This is a genomic window from Peribacillus sp. YIM B13477 (genome assembly GCF_042787955.1).
GTDB lineage: Bacteria > Bacillota > Bacilli > Bacillales > DSM-1321 > Peribacillus > Peribacillus frigoritolerans.
On sequence record NZ_JBHZPD010000004.1, the window covers coordinates 212,243 to 233,281 of the forward strand.

The following is a 21,039-nucleotide window of genomic DNA, read 5'->3' on the forward strand; positions in this document are numbered from 1 at the left end:
ATGGAATGTTTTTGTGAACAAAAAGAAACATATGAGTTGAAAGTTGAAGGGGATATTGGGGCGGATCCTATATGGTGCAATAAATGTGGTTGTAACTTGGATATAGGTCTAATTTCAAATACGTTAACAAATGAATTGATTGAATGGGTAAATAGGTATGGTGAATGGATTGATTGGGATGAAGATAAATTGCTTCCTAATGGGATTGAACTTGAAGAAGAACACAATAAACAAGGCTTAACTTTAACGGATAAAATTAAGAAAGAACTTGAAGGGAAATATAGAATTAAATTTTCACCTTCGACAATGGCAAGAATGTATGCAAATAAAAATCATTAACCCTTATTCCTCGGAGCTGTCTTTAAGGCAGCTTTTTCTTTATGCAACTAACGGGGCAGGGGAGTTCATGAAGGACAAATGGAAGTTTATATCGAAATTAATGAAGTAAGAGCTTAATAAATCGTAAAAGAGGGATAACGATGACTGTTTCATTCAACCCCGTTTCCAAAGATGAAAAGCATATTCTTCAGAATTTATATTCCCTTTATTTACATGACCTTTCGGAGTTTACCGAGGGTTTAGACATATCAACAGATGGCTCATTTGAATTTGATTCATTTGAATTAATTTGGAAGGAGGAAGGATTAACCCCATACTTTTTGAAAAAAGATATGAAAATTGCAGGGTTTTTATTACTGTTAGAAAGGCCATTTTTAAAAAAGGACTATGATTACAGCGTTAATGATATTTTCATTTTGAAAAAATATAGAAGAAAAGGTACTGCAATATCATTATTAAAGGAATTGTTTAAACAAAAAAAAGGTAGTTACTTTGTTGTTCAATTAGCCAATAATATCCCTGCTGTTATATTTTGGAGAAAGATTTTCAGTGAGCTAAGTATAGATTTTGAAGAAAAAAAGCAAATTGTCGATAATGAAGAATGTTTGGTTCAATCCTTTCAAATTTAAACAGATAAGCAACTGGTGCGTTGGCTGAAGATCAGAGCTGTCTTTTAGGCATTTTCTTATTGCAACTATCGGGGCAGGTTAGTGTAATGTAGTGTTACAAAAAAGATTATCATTTAGAATCAAGTTCGAAAATTTTTATTAAAGTTTGATAAAAATAACCTCTTTGAATTCTCCACCGTAAGAGGTTATTTTTTAGTTATGCTATTTTTGGTTTGTGGTTTCTGTTGATAGTTTTTAGATTTCAATCGTGTATATGAAATAATGCCGGACAATAAGAAGAAGCTGATAATCGTTCCTTCACGAATATTGATTGGTAAATTGTATAGTAGTGATATTATCATTGATAGAATAAATCGACACAATATCTGTATTGAGAGAAAGGGCGCTTTGTTAATTCAGCTATTCGTAAACATAAACTTTCAATAGGAAAAGGAATAATATCTAATGATAAAATAATGCCTGTTGTTCCACCGGCTAGTATCGCACCGAAAATAAATAGTCCGATTCTTACTAAATAATTCTCTACGTAAATCGTACCGAAAATAGTATAGAGGAAAAAATTAATAACCATTCCAAAGAACAAGCTGGAAATGAACATCAAAGTGAATTTTCTAAAATCCTTTTTTTCGCATAGGCAGATATAACCGAATAGAAAAATGAGATTTGCAATGAATGTAATTGTGCCAACTTTGATGGAAGTCCATTCAGATATTGATAAATTCATCGCATTAAAACTGCTGACACCAACATCAGCTTTTAATGTAAGACTGATGCCAATAGCACTTACTATATAGAGTAGAATCGATTGAATTACTTTTTTCATGATTATTCCTCTAATAAGTCCATTATTTGCATTAAATTTGGTATCGTATATGTGCTCTTAGGTGAACATGATTTAGGCATGCTTCTCTTTGGGTTAAACCATACACAATCAATTCCGACATTGATAGCTCCTTGAATATCCGATGTTAAACGATCACCTATCATTAAAAATTCTTCTTTACTGCTTGTATGCAGGGCATCAAAAATATAGTAAAAGAAATGGGGATTCGGTTTTTCATAACCAATTTCTTCGGAGATAAAAAGTTGTTCAAAATATCCTTGTAGCTTGGCACCTAATAATCTTTTTCTTTGAGTCTTTCCTACACCGTTTGTTCCAATATATAATTTATAATCTTGCTTACTTAAAGCATTTAATAATTCATGTGCATGGGTGATGGCCTTATGTCCTTGGTTTAAATGCTCACGGTACATAGCTTCAACTTTTGCTCCGTTTTCATCTATTTGAAATTCCTTCAAAAAAAGTGAAAAACGCGTTGTCAGCACTTCTTCACGAGAAATCAAGCCTTCCTCTAATTGATGCCATAATCCATCATTAATGCGCTTATAACATGCAATTGTTTGTTTGTTATAGGGCAACTCGTACAGCGTAATAATTTGTTTTAAAGCCTTTTCTTCTGAATCTTGAAAATCAAGTATCGTATCATCTAAGTCAAAAATAATATGTTTGTATTTGTTCATCCCAATCCACCTCTTGGTAGTAATATATCGAAAGGAACAATATAATAATAGGAGATATCTCATATTGAGGTGATAAAATGGAAAAAATCAATTTGAAGGATTACGCTGAAAATTTTGTGGATATATATAATGATATTCAAGAAACTTTTCCGAAAGCAGTTTTACATCAGGCTTTTATTTGTAAGTTTTCTTCTAATGAATATATAGTGCGCTTTGATGAAGATATTCAGTACTTATTTTTATTATTGGATGGGCGGGCAAAAATATATATAGTACACGAAAATGGAAAACGTGCGCTGATTCAGTTTCTAAAGAAAGATGATTTTATTGGTGAATTATCCTTGATTGAGGTGGAAAAGAATTTAAAAGATGTTGTGGCTATAAATAACTGCACTTGCTTAGCGGTTCCACTGGCTTCATCGAAAAAGCATCTGTTAAATGACAATCGTTTCCTCCATAATTTATCAAAATATTTAGGTGATAAATTACTTAAAAGAACGGATCATTACACAGATATGCAGGATTATGAGTTCAAAAATCGATTGGCCAAATATATTCTTCAAATAGAAAACGATGGATGCTTTCAAGAGAAGCATACCGAAACAGCAGAATACGTGGGGGGAAGCTATCGACATTTATTATACACACTTAACCAATTCCAAGAAGAAGGATTATTAGAAAAAAAAGGAAGAGGATATTATATCATTAATAAAGAAAAGTTAGAAAGATTAAGTTCAAAAAAGGATTAATTTAGTATGATTTGATAACTTGAAATATAAACAAGTTGTTACACTTTTTATCACAGAAACGAATACCGTATTCGTTTTCAAATTAAAAAATAGCTAATGGAATATTTACTACCACCATTAAAATTTAAAATTAACCAAATCTTTTGCATTTTTTCATTCAACCAAAGTTTTTAACATAGCCTAATAAAATAAAATATTGATAAGATGAATTAATATTCTGTTTGTGATGTCCCTCACTTTAACTAACTAGCGCGTTAGCTGAAGATCGGGGCTGTCTTTAAGGCAGCTTATTCTTTTGGTAACTAACAGGGCAGTTTGGTTGAGTAAGGGCTCAGATGTTTTTTCTAATTGCTGTTTCTTGTTTATTTGGTATGAGTGCATCTGTAAAAGATTTTGATCCATTAATTGTACAGTGGAAGAAAACAATCCTGAAGAAACTAAACGAATAAAGAAATGCTTGGTGGTACCCCTAGGTGAAAGTTAAAGGATAACATTGTGGTATGCAGCAAATGTGTTGGGGATTATTGGGTATTTATAATTCTTTACTAATCGTTCTAAAAAGGGTATTGTTTAATCATGGTTTGAAATTCATGTGTTTATTTTAGAACGTTCATTCTATAATGGATTATGACGTTTGTTTTTGTTAGTATTGGTTCATGGATTTTTTAAAGGAGAAATATAATGGCTAGAAGTAAAGAGTTTGACGAAAAAGCTGTATTAAGAAAAGCAATGGAGCTTTTCTGGGAACAGGGTTATGAAAAAACATCCATGCAAGATTTGGTGGATCATATGGGAATACACCGCAGGAGTATATATGATACATTTGGTGACAAGCGTTCATTGTTTTTAGCTTCCCTTAATCACTATGAAGAGCTCATCGTCAATGAGATGGAAAGGATAATTAGTAGCACTCCATCCATTAAACAGACGATACGTGATGTTTTTATTTTCGTACTGAATTCCATTGAACAATACCCAAAAGGTTGTCTATCAGTAAATGCAGCCATAGAATTATCTTTACTGGACAAAGAAATTGGACGCATAGTTACAAAAATGTTTAACCGTACTGAAGATATGTTTAATAACCTTATAAAACGGGGCCAGACTAGTGGAGAGCTATCAAAAGAAATCGATTCTGATAACACATCTCGTTTCTTACACAACAATTTGGTAGGTATAAGAGTACTAATAAAAACTAATTACAATAAAAAAGAATTAGAAGGCATCATCACTCTAGCACTTTCAGTGTTGGACTAGCTTTCTTTTTTTACCCTTTCTAGAACGTTCATTCTAAAAAAGTGAACATGAAACAAACCATCATAATGCATGCTTATAAAACCGTTTTTTATTTCTAAGGAGGAACACAATAATGACTAACTTTAAAATACCAACAGAATCAGAATTTATTGAAGCAGATGGAACTCGTTACGCATATAGAAAATTTGGTACACAAGATGGTATACCAGTAGTATTTCTTGTTCACTATAGAGGAACGATGGAAAACTGGGATCCAAACATGCTTGAACCTATTGCAAATACACGCCCAGTAATCTTGTTTGACAATAAAGGGGTTGGTGAGACCGATGGACTAACGCCTACTACAATTGCTGATATGGCAAAAGATACAGCAACATTTATAAAAGCTCTTGGATTAGAACAAGTTGACATTCTTGGTTTTTCCATTGGTGGCATGGTTGCACAAGAGCTAGCTTTACAAGAGGGAGATTTAGTAAGAAAAATTATTATGGCAGGTACTTCGCCTGAATCTGGTATTAATCCAAATCCGGAGATTTTTGAAAGAATGAATCGTCACGGCGGAACGGAAGAAGATGGAATAAATGATTTTATGTTCTTTTTCTACGGACAAACCGAAACAAGTAAATCTGCAGGAATGGCTTCACTACAAAGAATTTTTAATCAGAAAAAAGTAAACAGTTCGGAACAAGTAAAAGAGGCACAATTACAAGCCATTGCAAAATGGGCTAAACAAAAGTCCAATCATGATTATGAATGGTTACAAAACATCAAACACCCTGTACTTGTTACTAATGGTGTCAATGATGTGATGGTACCGACTAAAAACAGTTATATCTTAACAGAGAAATTACCGAAAGCACAGCTGATTATATATCCTGATTCTGGTCACGGGCACCTGTTTCAATTTCCAGAACTATTTGCAGAACACGTAAATTCATTCCTTGATTCTAATTCTTACTAAAAAGGAGTATTCATATGAGCAGATTATTTGAAACAGTTCGTATCGGAAACATTGACTTGAAAAATCGTATAGGAATGGCTCCGATGACTAGAAGTAGAGCTTTACCAGATGGTACACCGAGCGATTTATTAGCAGAGTACTATGGTCAGCGTGCTTCAGTGGGTTTAATTATAAGCGAAGGAACCCAACCTTCAGATGATGGGCAAGGTTACACTTATACACCTGGTATTTATACAGAAAATCATATTAAAGGTTGGAAAAAAGTAACTTCTAAAGTTCATAGTGAAGGCGGTCATATTTTTGTTCAGCTTATGCATGTGGGACGTGTATCACACCCTGATAACACACCTCACCACCGCCAAGCAGTTGCACCGTCAGCTATTGCACCTGGTGTAGAAATTTTCACGGCAGAAGGAATGAAAGAAATTCCAACACCAAGAGAATTGAGTAAGCTTGAGATAAAAGATGTTATCCATGAGTTTCGTATAGCAGCACGTTCAGCAATTGAAGCTGGTGCGGACGGAGTTGAAATTCACGGAGCGAATGGTTATCTGATCCAACAATTCCTTAGTGAAAACTCCAACCATCGTCAAGATGCATACGGTGGTACGATTGAGGGGCGTTCTCGATTCGCTATCGAAGTAGCTAAAGCAGTTGTTGATGAAATAGGAGCAGAAAGAACAGGCATCCGTTTTTCTCCTCAAGGAACACTGCAAGGCATTGATGAGGGGGAAAATAGCCTTGAGATGTATCGTTATTTAATAAGTGAATTAAATAAGCTTAACCTTGCATATCTGCATTTAATGCACTTTGGAAACGAGCAATTCCTAAAAGATGTGCGTCAACTTTGGGATCAATCACTTCTTGTTAACCGTCCAGGTCGTCCTCTAGATCAACTTTCGTTTGATGTAGATAATAATCTTGCAGATGTTGTCACAGTAGGCACTTGGGTACTAGCTAATCCAGACTTTGCAGAACGGATTCAATCAGGTGCTCGCCTAAACGAACCTGATAAAAACACGCTCTATGCAGGAGGAAAAGAAGGTTATACAGATTATCCTTTCTTAAAATAATTTATTTAATATGAATATCCCATCTAGGGATATTCATAATCTTTTTTCTTAGGTTCGTTATGAAAAGAGTACATGTACGTTAAATAAAAATGTGGAGGATTATAATGAAAGCTTTAGCAATTGAAAACTACGGTAAAAATCCAAATTTTTTAGACTTTCCTATGCCCAAAATAAATAATGACGAGGTCTTAGTTGAGATATATGCGGCAAGTATAAATCCTCTTGATACAAAAATTCGTAAGGGTGAATTAAAATTATTATTGAAATATAAGATGCCTTTAATTTTAGGAAACGATTTTTCTGGAAAAATTGTTGAAGTAGGTACTAGTGTCACGAAGTTTAAAGTCGGTGATGAGGTATATGGTCGACCTAGAGCAAATAAAATGGGAACTTTTACTGAATATCTCTCTGTTAACCAAGAAGATATTGCATTAAAACCTAAAAATTTAAGTTTTGAAGAAGCCGCCTCCATCCCTCTAGTCGGATTGACATCCTACCAAGCTTTACATGATATTCTGCGAATTGAAAAAGGACATAAAATATTAATACATGCAGGTTCAGGGGGAGTGGGAACATTTGCTATCCAACTTGCAAAACATATGGGTGCTTTTGTAGCAACTACAGCTAGTGATGGTACTGATTTGGTGAAATCTCTTGGCGCTGACGAAGTTATTAATTACAAGAAAGAAAAGTTCGAACATTCGATTCGTGACTACAACGCAGTTCTTGATACCATTGGGGGGGCGACATTAGAGAAATCATTTGTAACATTAAAAAAAGGAGGAAAGATTGTTTCTATATCTGGAATCCCGAATGGTCGCTTTGCTAAAGAAAACGGATTTAGCTCATTTAAAAAAACCTTATTTTCCATTGCAAGTTATAAGCTTACGAAGTTAGAAAAAAAGCATAATGTCCAATACACGTTTCTTTTTATGAAGCATAGTGGAGAGCAGTTGGAAATTTTAACAGAGATGTTAGAGTCAGAAGTAATTGAGCCTACACTTGATAAAATTTTTATTTTCGAAGATGCCCAAAAAGCATTGGAGTATGCAGAGACGGGAAGAGCAAAAGGAAAAATAATACTTAAATTAAAATAATCAGTCTTATCTAACAAACCTTTCCTTAGGTAGAAAGTGTTTGTTTTTTTTACTTATCTAGGTTGCTTATATAGCTAACGGGGCAGGTTAGTTCAATAATTCATTTACTATTTTTGGTAAAATCGATAAAGGGTGGTGAGGAATTATGAAAAAGAATTATACGGTTTTCTTTTTACTTTTGTTTATTGTAGCTATTTGTGGTGGGATGGCACTTAAAAATTATTTCGACTATTCTATGATTATTGGAGTTGGTTTAGCGACAGTATCTTTATTATCTGCTGGGTTTTCGCTTAAAAAAAGGAACAAGGTAAATAATTCACATCATTAAATAGTTTATAATTGGTAGTCAGGGCAGGTGAGTTTTTTGGTAAATTACATCATTTTTATTATAGCTTTTTCGTGACTTTCATACACGTTTTTTTGAAATGGATTTCGAGATGCGGAATCCATTATTTTTTTTGCTTTTTCCCATGCCCATTCACCCGATCGGCTAGGGCAGAACTCTATTACACTCTCTGCTAGTCTACTTTCTCCGGCAGTTAATACCGCCTCTGAAGTAGGATATTCCTTTAACATCAATACTAGGGACACCTTTCTGATTTGGTAGATCGTATAGTGGCCCTGGCAAATGAAATGGAAGAATATAAAATCATCCAATCGATTCCCTGAATAGGAGAAAAAATCGCAGCAACGATTATCTCTGAAATTGGTGAAATCGATCGGTTTAATCATCCGAAAAAACTGGTTGCTTTCGCTGAAGTTAAGGAGGGGGATGTTAAATCCATTCAACTGTATCTAAAGAGAATAAGAAGGTGATGAAATGTCCCGTAAGTGTAATTGTTGGGATAATGCTCTGAACTAATTATTGAAGAATATAATGCTAATCGATATCAATAGAAGAAACTCGTCAAAAAAATCCTCTGCTCATGGGAGTAAAGACTCAGAGGATTTTTATTTTTATTTTTCGTAGATTGGTTTACCCTTATCTGTTAAGAAGCTTAGCATGAACTATATTGTTCCCAGGGATAATTTGTAGTTAAAAATGCAGCCAATTCCTTACTGTTTTGTTTCCTTTCCTTACGAATTCTTGCTCGATCAGGTGCTGTTTCATGTAACTTTCGCTCCTCTTCTGTTTCAGGAATGACTTGTGGAACACGTGTTGGCCGGTTATGTTGATCAAGTGCTACAAAAGTTAATAGTGCAGTTGCTGCGATTTTACGTTTACCGCTTTTTAAGTCTTCTGCAATAATTTTAACGAAAACCTCCATCGATGAGGTGCCTGTCCATGTTACATAAGATTCAAAGGAGACTGCATCTGTTGTTTGAATTGGATGTAAAAAATCAACTGAATCTGTTGAAGCTGTTACACATTCCCTACGGCTATGACGCGCTGCAGAAGTTGAGGATACTTGATCCAAGTGACTCATCAAACGGCCACCGAACAAAGTATTATGATTGTTTACATCATTTGGAAAAATCCGACTTGTTCTTATAACTCTTGATTCTTTACAGTATTTAGTTTCCATTAACATATCTCCCCTTTAATTTATAAACCTCTTTATATCCATTGCTATAATTATTCATTCCTTAAATAGTGAAACTTTCTCTTTCATATCGACTTGATTTTGAACAAGGAGATAATTAGCTAAAAATTCTGAATTTTAAAATCATGATCATTAAAATAAATTACTTCTGTTAGGATTTTACAACCTTGCATCCTCCTGAAAGCATCTCTAGCTTCTTTTTCAGAGTCAAACTCATATATATTAATGTTGTTCTTTGAATGAACAGTGATTACCCACATAAAAGGCCTCCAATAAAAAGTTTTTTAAATCTGTTTTTCCATTAGAATGATAAATCGACCATTAACTTTGCGCAGTTTTTCAGCAACATCTTTTTCTGAGTAGTGGATTAAAATTTTAACCAAATCCATTTTTGATTCTCCTCATTTTTAAACCTTTTTGATTAACGACATATGTGTGTACCTCCTAAGTTTTTAAATCTTTATCAATCTACAATGCAAGTATCGGGCCAACTTCTTTTCTCAAAGTAATTCGCAGCTTTAAAAGAGTTTTAGAAACTATAGAGTGCCAATTTTTTTTGCATGAATAATTTTTTTGTGTCGATTGCAAAATATTTTTGCACCCATTTGCCACCTACAGGAATAAGTTTCCATTAAATGGTATGAGTGCGATTCTTGAAGAAGTTTCGCTTTATAGAACTATCGGTGCTTTACTTCCATAAGGAGTTACCTCAGCAGATCTTTTTCTTAGAAGCTAAAGGGGCCCGATTCTCCAAGAATACCAGCCAGTGTAATCGTGCTAATTCCTTTAATTGTTGCTTCGGCAGCCCTTTTCTTATGGATCTAAAGGACAAGATACCCAAATGAAAAATACATATTTACTATATTTCGGTAAAATAGATTGAAGGAAAGGGTGGGGAATCATGAAAAAATATTTAGGGATTATTTCGTTTACTTTAATTATCTTGGTTATTTGTTTTTTTGCTGCGAATATAACACGAGTAATTGATCCTGGAGTAACAACTTTTCGTATATTAATGATATTTGGAATCATTATCTCTTTCTCTTTTTCTATTCTTAGTGAGAAAGGACTTTGGAGAAAATTTGCTTTAGGTCTTAGTATATTCGTTGGTTTAGTTTACTTTATAGCCGTCGAATTAATGAGAATAGTATTCCAGGGTAATGGATTTTAAATTGTCTATTCAACAAACAAGTGCGTTAGCTGAAGATTGGAGCTGTCTTTAAGGCAGCTTTTTCTTATGGAACTATCGGGGCAGGTTAGTGCAATAAAGCGTCCAGGGGTTATAATTAAGGATGCAGCTTTATTAAAAAACTGACAAGTTATTATGTTAGAGAAGAGGTTAACAATGAAAAATAGAGAGGGAGCTATCGGTTACTGTTTGGGAATGGGTAATACATATGAAGATTATCCATTTCGTGATAAGAATTGGACGTTAATGCGACATATAGATAACAAGAAAGTGTTTGCGTGGATATTTGAAAAAGATGGCCATATTTGGATTAATGTGAAATGTGAACCTGGTTTGTTGGATTATTGGCGTCAGATTTACCATTCGGTAGTTCCGGCATTTCATCTTAATAAGGACCATTGGAATTCGATAATTCTTGATGGTACTGTTCCAAAGGAAGACATTTACGAAATGATAAAACAAAGTTATATGTTAACTAAAAAAAATAATAGTAAAGTGAATTTCAAAAAGTGAAGGCATTGATTCAGCAGGAAGGATTTATGCCTTTTTCTTATGGAAATATCGGGGCAGTTTACTTCAATAATGAGTAAATATTTTGTTGTTATAGAAAAAAAAGGAATTTAAATTTGATTATTAACAATATAAATTGTTATAATTAGTACCAGGTATTAATACTAACTTCTAATAAAATATGTGGGGTGAGCGTATGATAGGGGCGAGAATAACAGCTATCGGGACATATGTACCTGAAAAAAAATTAACGAATTTTGAACTTGAGCAAATGGTCGAAACAAATAATGAATGGATTATTCAAAGAACCGGGATTCATGAACGAAGAATAACCCATCCTGATGAATTTACCAGTGATTTATGCGTATCTGCAGTAAAAGATTTAATGCACAGATATAATAAAGAAGTCAAAGATGTAGATATGATTATTGTGGCAACAAGCACACCAGATTTGCCATTCCCATCTGTCTCAAGTATCATACAGGACCAATTAAATATATCCCAAACAGGTGCCATAGATTTAAGTGCAGCGTGCGCAGGATTTGTTTATGCAGTACATACAGCACACAGTTTAATTTCTTCTGGGCTCCACAAAAAGGTACTAGTTATTGGAGCAGACACACTCTCAAAAATTACTGATTATACGGATAGAAATACATGTGTTTTATTTGGTGATGGTGCTGGTGCGGTATTAGTTGAAAGAGATGAACAATCAAAAAGTTTCATTGGATTCCACCTAGGAAGTGATGGAAGAGGAGCACAACATGTATATCGACCTGGACTATCAAAAAAGATCAATGGGATTGAGTTAATAGATACTCAATATCTTGTACAAAATGGTAGAGAAGTTTTTCGATGGGTTGTAAGGAATGTTCCTGAGAGTATAAGACAGATAGTAGAAAAATCGCAAACGAGTTTAGATCAAGTTGATTGGTTTATACCTCATAGTGCTAACTTAAGGTTGATAGAGCCAATTTGCGAAAAATTAGAATACCCAATGGAAAAAACGCTTTATAGCTTAGTCAACTTTGGAAATACCTCTGCTGCAACCATTCCTTTAGCTCTTGATCTTGGAATCCGTAAGGGAAAAGTCAAAAATGGAGACCGAGTTCTTATGTACGGATTTGGATCTGGATTGGTTCACGCTGGACAACTTTTAGAATTAAATTTTGACGAACAAATTAATACTCCTACACCGTTGTGATGTATACTAAGTAATCATTTAGATAAACAGAATATTTTATGACGCATAAACTTTATCCTCGAGAAAGATTGTGAAACATTCTACTTCAACTAACGGGTGCGTTAGCTGAAGTCATGTCATGGCAAAAATATACCCCATATCAGCTTCTTACGGCTTGATACAGGGCTTTGAAGTTCCCATGGAAAAGTGATCGACATTACTATATGACAGAATCGGATTTATTATTCAAACTATTGCCAGGACACATGAAACCCCCTCAATATCATTGGGGGGCTTCGTGAAAATAATACAACTATGAGTGGATTATCAAACCATCCAATACCAATCCATTTTGATCGGTATCATATTTTCATATGCAACTTTATGACGAAGAATATGTTCCTCATATTGCTTGTGAATTTGTGAATTATCTTCATAAACTGTCTTCATATTTTAACTGTAAGACCCTAAATTAATGCTGGCAACAGCTCTTAGTATGTTAGTTTGTCCGAAGTATACAGGGGAAAGGAAAGTTTTTCTTTCCTCAAAAAAACCTTTCTACACATGAGTAGAAAGGTAGTTAAACAATCCGTAATTTAATTTTCTTTCGTTAAACGACTCATTCGGAATGGAGTAATGATGAGAACGATAATAAGGACAATTCCCATATAGCCAAAGATTGGATAGAGAGAGGAAACAAGTTTAGTGAAGCCAAAAAAGCTTGCTATAAATCCGATTACCAGTGATGAAATAACGATTACTTTAAATTTTTTGGTTTGGGGATCTGAAAAGCGTGTTCCAAATGAGTAGAACATGCTGACTGCCGTATTGAAAATCATAGCGAACAGAACGAGAGAGTACAGAATACCTAGGAGAGGTGAAATACTGTTGGCGATTCCCAGCATGGGCATATCCAAACCCGATACAGTATTAATATTTGAGAAAATAGTAAGGTGACTAATTATAAGAAGTAGACCTAAAGCGATCCCTCCTGTAAGCCCTCCAATGGATGATATCCTTTCATCGGGTTCATTTCCACCCATAACAAGTGTCATGGAAGCCCCCATTGCAATGGTTATTGAAATATAGTTTATTGTAGATATAAGCCAATGTCCCGCAGCTGAATTTTGTTCCAGCGCATGTGGTTCAAGTGACGTAAACGATGAATTCATTGTAAACATACTATAAATGAATAGAAAAAGTACGACAAGAATCAGAAATGGTGTGACGGATGCAATTACCTTAATCACACGGTCGACTTTCAGCATAACTGTTATCATAACAAGAACAGTCATAAGAATGGTTCCTATAAAGGAAGGTAATCCGAATTGCTGATCAAAGATCGAGCCTGACCCCGCAATCATGACAATTCCTATACCAAATAGGATGGCGTTCAGAACATAATCAATGATACAGCCGAGAAAGCGACCACAAATCTTATAAATTACTTCCTGATGCGAATCTGTTTGTGTACGACTGCCAATCTTCATCAGAATCATTCCAAGGTATGCAAAAATAGCGACTGATATGATAGCTCCAATTGTGCCCAAGTTCCCGAAGCTTACAAAATAAAGCATGGTTTCTTGTCCTGAGGCGAACCCTGCTCCGACTAGAATTCCGATAAAAGCGCTAGCGATCTTAAGGATTCTCTTCATGTTGTCCTCCGTTTTTCTTACGTTTATATTTTTTTCTTAACTATTTGATAGGAGTGTTATTTGATAACCACATCTTTTGATACATATAATTTCCTAAGGAGGCTCCATGGTGTATTTATGGAGATGATTAACTTAGACACCGTCCTTTTATGGTACTGAAGTTCCCCAGTACTCTCGGGGGATTAGTCGATTTCCCGTACGCTACTGCCATCTCTTCATTCAGCTCTTTCGAACGTTTCGATGCATGATGAATCGCCTGTGAAATGGCTCTGCCGCCATTATTTTTCCGTAACGCATCAAGTCCGGATGCCGTCGTTCCATTTGGTGAAGTGACTTTCTCCCTGAGACTTGCCGGTGTCTCGTCGTTCACCATAATCATCTTGGCTGCGCCTAAAATCGTTTGGGCGACAATCTCACGGACCATCGCTTCATCCATCCCCTTTTTAACGCCAGCGTGTTCCATATGCTCCATTAAATAATAGAAGTAAGCAGGTCCGCTTCCTGCAATTCCTGTAAAAATATCCATATGCTCTTCTTCAATTAAGAACACTTTTCCCATACAGCCTAACAGTTCTTTCACTGCTAACACATTGTCCATGGCTGTATATCTTCCCGGACATAACGCAGTTGCCGACTCCCGGATCATGCTTGACGTATTCGGCATCAACCGCACAACCTGCTGTCCAAGCTGTAGATGATTTTCCATGAATTCAGTGGAAATGCCCGCTAAAACAGAAATTACAACTTGATCCACCCTTATTTTATCTTTGAGTGCATCAAGAGCATCTGCTGCTCCCTGGGGCTTCATTGCCAAAATGAAGAAATCAACTTCTTCATATGGTAATGCATCCTGATGGACCGCATGGACTCCATACACGTGATTCATTTCCTCGAGTCGTAATTGATTGCTGCGATTTGTCACATAAATTCTTTCTGCTGGTATGTACCCAATCTGCACAATTCCTGAAATCATCGACTCTGCCATCGAACCGGCTCCTAAAAATGCAACAGTTTTATCTCTCAACATTATGCCCTCCTAAAAGTTCATTGTTCGTAATTCCGTTCGTATTTTTTAACCTTGTTATCGTAACATGCTGAGATTTAGATTCAAGGGAAGAGAGGACATTCACAAGGAAAAGGCCGAGATAGTGAAGGGAAGCGTTATCATTTGGGGCTTACATGCCAGTCAGGTCATTTAATCAAGGATAATCGGCTTTAATCGGGGTATTTGCGGATATATTAGGAAGAAAAACGTAATAAAATTATTGAACTATATGGAGCTGAGTTGAACAAAGCAGGTAACTGCGGCACCTCTTTTTCTTATTCCAAGGTTATATTGTGAAGGATTGTACTTAAACTAACGGGTGTGTTAGCAAAAGATCGGAGCTGTCTTTAAGGCAGCTTTTTCTTTATGAAATTAAATGAGACAGGATAGTTTAGGAATAAATGATATAATTTGTAATATTGATTTAATTGAAAGGAGTTCGCTACATATGCCAACCTGTCAGCAATGTGGCTATAAATGGGTTGGAGAGAGGCTTTTTTTAAAATGTCTACCTTTAAAAAGAAGTTAAGATGTTCATCCTGTGATTCATCCCAATACGTTTCCAAGAAAACAAGAATGCTATTAAGCCTATTTATATTCATATCTTTATTGATTGTACCGTTAATATCATATGGTGTACCTAAAGGTTATGTCTTAGCTTTTGAAATAGTTGCGTATGCTTTAGTGATTATTTTGATGCCATTTATATATAAGCTAAGTAACAAGGACGAACAGATGTGGTAGTCATTTAAACAACGGGTGCGTAAGCTTAAGCTAGGAGCTGTCTTTAAGGCTGCTTTTTATTAATGCAACTATCGGGGGAGTTTAGAAGAAGGGAGGAGTTAAAGTGAATCGGAATATTGGTACAGAAGAAGCGATTAAAAGGTGGGATAGTTTCGCGGATACATATTCTGCAAATCATACCGAGCAAGGAGATCTTCATAAAGAAGTTTTTTTAAATCCAACTTTATTAACACTTATGGAAACAGTAAGGAATAAAAACGTTTTAGATGCCGGGTGTGGCGAGGGGTATTTAAGTCGAATGTTAGCGAGGTCCGAAGCGACTGTAACGGCTGTGGATTATTCATCACGGATGATAGAAATTGCTAAGGAAAGAACCCCGAATGATTTGTTGATTGATTATAGGCAGGGGAATTGTGAGGACTTGAATTCTTTAGAGGACAAAAGTTTCGATTTAATAGTATCCAATATGGTCATTCAAGATCTTGCAAATTACGAAAAAGCATTTCAGGAAATGTATCGTCTATTAGTAGATGGAGGCTGTTTTATATTTTCGATTTTACATCCTTGTTTTGTTACTCCAGAAAGTGGTTGGGAAAAAACAAAGGGCGGTAAAAAGTTGCATTGGAACGTAGATAAATATTTTTATGAAGGTGTGTATGAACAACGTTTAGGTGATAAAGAAAAAATGCTATTCTTTCATAGAACATTAACAAGTTATATAAACACTTTAATCAAAACAGGTTTTATTTTAGAAAGCATAATAGAACCTAAGCCATCAAAAGAGATATTAGAAAAATATCCTTCATTTGAAGAAGATTTTAGATGTGCTGATTTTATAGTTTTTAAACTAAAAAAGTAAAGTTATAAAAATATTAGAAAATCAACTAGAGGAAGGTGTACATGGTGGGGAGAAATTACAGAATGATGAATGAGGTCTTAACAAATGTCCAGTAAAACATATCAAATGAACCAGAGTTATGCTGATTCTCAAGAAAAACAAAAAATGTTATACAAACGTACATTAATTATTATAAGTATTTCACAAATTTTTGGCGGTGCCGGGTTAGCGGCTGGAGTTACGGTGGGGGCACTTCTTGCACAACAAATGCTTGGCACAGATGCATTTGCTGGAGTTCCATCGGGTTTATTTACTTTAGGATCTGCCGGGGCTGCTTTAATCGTAGGGAGACTTTCTCAACGTTACGGCCGCCGTACAGGTCTAACAGCTGGTTTTTTGATAGGTGGGCTTGGAGCGATAGGAGTCATAACGGCAGCCATCATAAATAGCGTTTTCCTTTTATTTGCTTCCCTGCTCATCTATGGTGCAGGAACAGCGACAAATTTACAAGCTCGTTACGCTGGTACGGACTTGGCTAACAATAAACAGCGAGCAACTGCCATCAGTATTACCATGGTGTTTACAACATTTGGTGCAGTTGCTGGTCCGAATTTAGTGAATGTAATGGGGGATTTTGCTCTTTCTATTGGCGTTCCTTCACTCGCTGGTCCTTTCATTTTATCAGCGGCAGCATTTATCTTGGCAGGTCTTGTCCTTTTCGTTTTACTTCGCCCAGACCCATTAGTTATAGCAAGAGCAATAGAAGCGTCCAAACAAGAAAGTAATCGATTAGGATTTTCGGCTGATACTGAACAAATGGCAAACAAAAGAGGAATTATTGTTGGTGCGACAATTATGGTTCTTACTCAAATTGTAATGGTGGCCATTATGACCATGACGCCAGTTCATATGAGACATCATGGACATGACTTGGGTGAAATAGGTCTCGTTATAGGATTTCATATAGCTGCCATGTATCTTCCTTCACTGGTTACAGGTGTCCTTGTTGATAAGTTTGGCCGTACTGCCATGGCTATTGCCTCTGGAGCTACGCTGCTTCTGGCCGGTTTAATATCGGCGATTGCACCAGGCGATTCTATGATTCTCCTAGTTATTGCCCTTTCTTTACTTGGATTAGGATGGAATTTCGGTTTAATAAGTGGGACGGCTCTTATTGTTGATTCAACTGACACTTCGAATCGGGCTAAAACCCAAGGTACGGTGGATGTTTTAATTGCATTATCAGGAGCCTCTGGTGGAGCCTTATCTGGAATGATTGTGGCCGGTTCAAGTTATACAACATTATCATTTATCGGAGGGTTATTATCTTTATTATTGATTCCAGTGGTTATCTGGTCTCGGGGAAGTGAGAAATAAAAAGAAGCCATATAATAAGCAAAAAAAGTCATTTCCTATCGTACAGGAAATGGCTTTTTTTGCTGCGATTTGCTTATCATACAAAATACTGCAGTTTGGCGATACCCCTTCATGGGCATTAGGAGCTTACATGGATATTTTTCAGCTACCGATTTTGTTCTTTGTAGTGTTTGGGGGGTCTTAAAAAAATATCATAAAACATATTTAAAAGGACTATTAAACTGAATCACTTAATGAACAAACGGAGCAGGATAGTTGAAAAATGAAAAAGGGTAATTATGGATAATTAAAAGGGGAAAGATATATAAGTGGAGAATGAGTTTATTCAAGTAATTAAAGGAGGCGAACAGGATGAATAAAAAATTATTAAGGGTAGGAACTACTTATATCCCAGTTTCAAATGTAGAACTTTCTTCTGAATGGTATGTAAACAAATTGGGGGCAGAGTTAAGCTATAAAGACGAAGACAAAGCAATTCTTAATTTTGCGAACCAAAGTTTTTTCCTTGTTAAATCTAAAGAAAATCAAAGCTCAAATTTCTATGATATTTACGGTGTAGAGCGTTTTTCTATAACATTTGAAGTTAATGGATTAAATGCTTTAGAAGCTATACATAGAGATTTTATCGATAAACAGATTAGAATTGGTGCAATTGAAAATAGAGGACATTCTGGAAGGAATTTTGTTTTCTTTGATTTAGATGGTAATAAATTTGATGTATGGAGTGAATTGAGTCCAATTTTCAAAGAAAAATACCTTATCTCACAATAGAAAAGACTGTTTTCTTGTTGAACTAACGGGTGTGTTAGCAAAAGATCGGAGCTGTCTTTAAGGCAGCTTTTTCTTAATGAACTAAAGGGGCAGGATTGTTGAAAAAGGAATTCAACCTATGTTTGTCTAAATAGTAATATTTAACAATGTTTAGGCATTGCTCTAATAGTATTTTAACAGTTAAATTATTTTCTAAATGGGGAGGGGCATTTTTGCAAACTTTTTTTAGATATAACTGGATGGTAAGAGAAGACTGGTATCGTTGGTGTGAAGAGTTAAGTGAAGAAGAAATTCTGCGGAACCGAACGGGTGGAATGGGAAGTATATTGCATACACTTTTCCATATTGTTGATGTCGAATGGAGCTGGATACGTCTCTTACAAGGTAAAACTGACTTTCAGGAGAGTTTCGATAGTTATAAAAGCTTGAACAAAGTTCGGAAGTTGGACGCTGAATTTCATTTAGAAGTGGAAAACTTTGTGAACAACTGGGATGCTAGTATGGAAAATCAATTATTTTATGATACCTTACAGGATGGAAGAATTGTGACGGATACTTGGGGTGAAATAATGCGACATACTATTGCTCACGAAATTCACCATATAGGGCAATTATCAATTTGGGCAAGGGAATTAGGGAAAAAGCCTGTTTCTGCAAACCTTATAGGTCGGGGTCTTTCCTCTCATTCCATATAAATAATTCAAATAGATATTAATTTAGTCGGTTTCTATATATATTGAGTGAAATCCTTCAATTAGAGATCGCCTTTTCGATGTTCTGCTGCTGGTCAGTTTTGTTAAGCAAAATCAGTTTGTGAAGAATTGTATTTAAAGTAACGGGTGCGTTAGCTGAAAAAAGCTGTCTTTAAGGCAGCTTTTTCTTACGGAATTAAAGGGGCAGAATAGTTGAAGAAGGAATTGAAGAATCAAAAAGAGAATAGGTACTGTCAGTTAAAATGATTTTTATAGAAAGAAGGATTAATATGGCATATTGCAAAGTTCGCCAAGCAGAAATTTATTATGAAGATTTGGGGGAAGGAAAACCAATTTTAATGATACACGGTTATTCTCCGGACCATCGATTAATGAGTGGTTGTATGGAACCAATATTCACCAAGAGGGAGGGGTGGCGACGTATTTATATCGACCTGCCCGGGATGGGATTAACAAAAGAATATAACGAAATAAGTAGTTCTGATGAAATGCTGGATGCTGTTTTAGAGTTTATTCAAGCTGTAATTCCTAACCAAGAGTACGTAATTGCTGGGGAATCTTACGGTGGCTATATAGCTAGGGGCATTATTGAAAAGCATCAAGAACAAATACTTGGTGCAGCATTTATTTGTCCTCTTATTATTCCTCTTCCAGAAAATAGAACAGTTGAGATACATGAAATAATGAGAACGGATGAGAAGTTCATTGAAAATTTATCAAAGGGTGAGTTAGAAGATTTTAGAAATAACAACATTGTACTTGATGAGTACACATGGTTAAGGTACAACAAAGAAATTCTAAGTGGTTGTAAAATTGGAGATGAAAAGTTTCTAAATAAGGTTAAGAATAAATATGGGTTTTCTTTTAAGATTGACCAGTCTGATTTTATTAAACCGAGTGTATTCCTGTTAGGAAGACAAGACTCTTCGGTTGGATATAAAGATGCTCTTGACATAGCAAACAAGTATCCGCGAGGGACATTTGCTGTATTGGATATGGCAGGTCACAATTTGCAAATTGAACAACCACAACTTTTTAGCACTCTATTAAATGAATGGTTGGATAGAATTGAAGAGTTCCAAAACTAATACTTAATGCAGTAATTGAAGTTTGTGAAATAATAGTGCTTAAACTAACGGTTGCTTTAGCTTAAGATCGAAGGCAGCTATTTCTTATGGAACGGGGAGTTAGTGAAATAACAATCCTTTGTAAATCTTTTATTGTTATAATGGAAATAAAAGCTTAATTATAGGAGATAAAAATGTTTGATAAAATTAAGACTTGGGCGAGGGGTCTAAAACGGCAAATTTTTATCCTTTACTTTGCTTGTAAAGATGAACGGGTGCCTTGGCATGCAAAGGTATTTACGGCTTGTGTTGTGGCTTATGCATTCAGTCCGATAGACATAATACCTGATTTTATACCCATTCTTGGCTACTTAGACGATGTAATTCTCGTTCCAATAGGGATAATGATCGCATTAAAGATGATACCAAAGAGTGTATTAACCGACTGTGAAGTTAAGGCAGAAGAAATGATGAAAAATGGTAAGCCGAAGAATTGGATAGTCGGCTCACTAATAGTAATGATTTGGGTCTTAATTATAATATGGGCTATTATATATATTTATCGTTTAATGAACTAACGGGTGCTTTACTTCACTAGGATGCACAAGAAGACCACTTATAGGTGGTCTCTTTTATTTGTTCAAAAATCAACATTAATCTTTAACAAAGCCATGGTTAAAAAGCGATCTTAATATATTCAATGGAATCATTCTATTATAAAAAGTGATTTTCCCTCCATTAATTGTGGTAAGGAATCAGATTCTCTAAAGCTCTTGC

24 protein-coding genes and 1 pseudogene are annotated in these 21,039 nt (G+C 35.3%); 19 read left to right on the forward strand and 6 right to left on the reverse strand.

Going from position 1 to position 21,039, the window contains the following annotated elements:
• Entirely contained in the window at nt 1–339 is a 339-nt protein-coding gene (locus ACFX4H_RS14935; protein WP_241637464.1) for a hypothetical protein, read from the forward strand.
• A gap of 140 nt (nt 340–479) precedes the next feature.
• On the forward strand, nt 480–968 hold the full coding sequence (locus ACFX4H_RS14940; protein ID WP_328138182.1) for a GNAT family N-acetyltransferase: 489 nt from the start codon (nt 480–482) through the stop codon (nt 966–968).
• 337 nt (nt 969–1,305) lie between these two features.
• On the opposite strand, the gene ACFX4H_RS14945 is transcribed toward ACFX4H_RS14940, so the two are convergent.
• Nucleotides 1,306–1,791 (reverse strand): DUF6198 family protein, encoded by a 486-nt coding sequence (locus ACFX4H_RS14945; protein ID WP_377435728.1) that lies wholly within the window; start codon nt 1,789–1,791, stop codon nt 1,306–1,308.
• A 2-nt stretch (nt 1,792–1,793) separates the two neighbouring features.
• Entirely contained in the window at nt 1,794–2,489 is a 696-nt protein-coding gene (locus ACFX4H_RS14950; RefSeq protein WP_063589964.1) for a YjjG family noncanonical pyrimidine nucleotidase, read from the reverse strand.
• 77 nt (nt 2,490–2,566) lie between these two features.
• On the opposite strand from ACFX4H_RS14950, the gene yeiL reads away from it, so the two are divergent.
• The 6 genes from yeiL to ACFX4H_RS14980 all read left to right on the forward strand — a co-directional run bounded on the left by yeiL (nt 2,567) and on the right by ACFX4H_RS14980 (nt 7,954).
• Nucleotides 2,567–3,238: a transcriptional regulator YeiL gene (gene yeiL, locus ACFX4H_RS14955; protein ID WP_084737441.1), complete on the forward strand. Its 672-nt coding sequence runs from the start codon at nt 2,567–2,569 to the stop codon at nt 3,236–3,238.
• Between the two features lie 681 nt (nt 3,239–3,919).
• Entirely contained in the window at nt 3,920–4,495 is a 576-nt protein-coding gene (locus ACFX4H_RS14960; protein WP_034310982.1) for a TetR/AcrR family transcriptional regulator, read from the forward strand.
• A gap of 112 nt (nt 4,496–4,607) precedes the next feature.
• Nucleotides 4,608–5,456 carry an alpha/beta fold hydrolase gene (locus ACFX4H_RS14965; protein WP_063589965.1) on the forward strand — a complete coding sequence of 283 codons (849 nt, stop codon included), beginning with the start codon at nt 4,608–4,610 and terminating at the stop codon, nt 5,454–5,456.
• Between the two features lie 14 nt (nt 5,457–5,470).
• Entirely contained in the window at nt 5,471–6,529 is a 1,059-nt protein-coding gene (locus tag ACFX4H_RS14970) for an alkene reductase (protein ID WP_377435729.1), read from the forward strand.
• A 104-nt stretch (nt 6,530–6,633) separates the two neighbouring features.
• Nucleotides 6,634–7,626: an NADP-dependent oxidoreductase gene (locus ACFX4H_RS14975; protein WP_034310993.1), complete on the forward strand. Its 993-nt coding sequence runs from the start codon at nt 6,634–6,636 to the stop codon at nt 7,624–7,626.
• A gap of 145 nt (nt 7,627–7,771) precedes the next feature.
• The gene (locus ACFX4H_RS14980) at nt 7,772–7,954 is read left to right on the forward strand and encodes a hypothetical protein (protein ID WP_377435730.1); all 183 of its coding nucleotides are present in this window, start codon (nt 7,772–7,774) and stop codon (nt 7,952–7,954) included.
• Nucleotides 7,955–7,998: 44 nt separating this feature from the next.
• On the opposite strand, the gene ACFX4H_RS14985 is transcribed toward ACFX4H_RS14980, so the two are convergent.
• The gene (locus ACFX4H_RS14985) at nt 7,999–8,205 is read right to left on the reverse strand and encodes a hypothetical protein (protein ID WP_377435731.1); all 207 of its coding nucleotides are present in this window, start codon (nt 8,203–8,205) and stop codon (nt 7,999–8,001) included.
• Between the two features lie 30 nt (nt 8,206–8,235).
• On the opposite strand from ACFX4H_RS14985, the pseudogene ACFX4H_RS14990 reads away from it, so the two are divergent.
• Nucleotides 8,236–8,388: pseudogene (locus tag ACFX4H_RS14990) on the forward strand (transposase); the annotation flags it as partial.
• Between the two features lie 236 nt (nt 8,389–8,624).
• Here ACFX4H_RS14990 and ACFX4H_RS14995 read toward each other — a convergent pair.
• Nucleotides 8,625–9,152, reverse strand: a complete 528-nt coding sequence (locus tag ACFX4H_RS14995; RefSeq protein ID WP_323597381.1) for an acyl-CoA thioesterase — start codon at nt 9,150–9,152, stop codon at nt 8,625–8,627.
• Between the two features lie 919 nt (nt 9,153–10,071).
• Here ACFX4H_RS14995 and ACFX4H_RS15000 point away from each other — a divergent pair.
• The 3 genes from ACFX4H_RS15000 (at nt 10,072) to ACFX4H_RS15010 (ending at nt 12,073) form a co-directional block, all read left to right on the forward strand.
• Complete coding sequence (locus ACFX4H_RS15000; RefSeq protein ID WP_063589978.1) at nt 10,072–10,341, forward strand: hypothetical protein; 270 nt, start codon at nt 10,072–10,074, stop codon at nt 10,339–10,341.
• A gap of 174 nt (nt 10,342–10,515) precedes the next feature.
• Nucleotides 10,516–10,872: an MmcQ/YjbR family DNA-binding protein gene (locus ACFX4H_RS15005; RefSeq protein ID WP_095396301.1), complete on the forward strand. Its 357-nt coding sequence runs from the start codon at nt 10,516–10,518 to the stop codon at nt 10,870–10,872.
• A 193-nt stretch (nt 10,873–11,065) separates the two neighbouring features.
• Nucleotides 11,066–12,073, forward strand: a complete 1,008-nt coding sequence (locus ACFX4H_RS15010) for a ketoacyl-ACP synthase III (protein WP_249598997.1) — start codon at nt 11,066–11,068, stop codon at nt 12,071–12,073.
• A 575-nt stretch (nt 12,074–12,648) separates the two neighbouring features.
• On the opposite strand, the gene ACFX4H_RS15015 is transcribed toward ACFX4H_RS15010, so the two are convergent.
• Together ACFX4H_RS15015 and proC are read right to left on the reverse strand one after the other, a co-directional pair.
• The gene (locus ACFX4H_RS15015) at nt 12,649–13,707 is read right to left on the reverse strand and encodes a YkvI family membrane protein (RefSeq protein WP_377435732.1); all 1,059 of its coding nucleotides are present in this window, start codon (nt 13,705–13,707) and stop codon (nt 12,649–12,651) included.
• Nucleotides 13,708–13,834: 127 nt separating this feature from the next.
• Nucleotides 13,835–14,734, reverse strand: a complete 900-nt coding sequence (proC, locus tag ACFX4H_RS15020; RefSeq protein ID WP_377435733.1) for a pyrroline-5-carboxylate reductase — start codon at nt 14,732–14,734, stop codon at nt 13,835–13,837.
• Nucleotides 14,735–15,229: 495 nt separating this feature from the next.
• Here proC and ACFX4H_RS15025 point away from each other — a divergent pair, with 495 nt between their 5' ends.
• The 7 genes from ACFX4H_RS15025 (at nt 15,230) to ACFX4H_RS15055 (ending at nt 20,840) form a co-directional block, all read left to right on the forward strand.
• Nucleotides 15,230–15,496 (forward strand): TIGR04104 family putative zinc finger protein, encoded by a 267-nt coding sequence (locus tag ACFX4H_RS15025; protein ID WP_377435734.1) that lies wholly within the window; start codon nt 15,230–15,232, stop codon nt 15,494–15,496.
• A gap of 103 nt (nt 15,497–15,599) precedes the next feature.
• Nucleotides 15,600–16,355, forward strand: coding sequence for a class I SAM-dependent methyltransferase (locus ACFX4H_RS15030; protein ID WP_241637473.1), 756 nt, complete (start codon nt 15,600–15,602; stop codon nt 16,353–16,355).
• 84 nt (nt 16,356–16,439) lie between these two features.
• Nucleotides 16,440–17,711, forward strand: a complete 1,272-nt coding sequence (locus ACFX4H_RS15035) for an MFS transporter (protein ID WP_241637474.1) — start codon at nt 16,440–16,442, stop codon at nt 17,709–17,711.
• A gap of 351 nt (nt 17,712–18,062) precedes the next feature.
• Entirely contained in the window at nt 18,063–18,482 is a 420-nt protein-coding gene (locus ACFX4H_RS15040) for a VOC family protein (RefSeq protein WP_241637475.1), read from the forward strand.
• Between the two features lie 212 nt (nt 18,483–18,694).
• Nucleotides 18,695–19,177, forward strand: coding sequence for a DinB family protein (locus tag ACFX4H_RS15045; protein ID WP_034304673.1), 483 nt, complete (start codon nt 18,695–18,697; stop codon nt 19,175–19,177).
• Nucleotides 19,178–19,464: 287 nt separating this feature from the next.
• Nucleotides 19,465–20,283, forward strand: a complete 819-nt coding sequence (locus tag ACFX4H_RS15050) for an alpha/beta fold hydrolase (RefSeq protein ID WP_034304657.1) — start codon at nt 19,465–19,467, stop codon at nt 20,281–20,283.
• 173 nt (nt 20,284–20,456) lie between these two features.
• Nucleotides 20,457–20,840 (forward strand): YkvA family protein, encoded by a 384-nt coding sequence (locus ACFX4H_RS15055; protein WP_241637477.1) that lies wholly within the window; start codon nt 20,457–20,459, stop codon nt 20,838–20,840.
• The last annotated feature ends 199 nt before the right edge of the window (nt 20,841–21,039 follow it).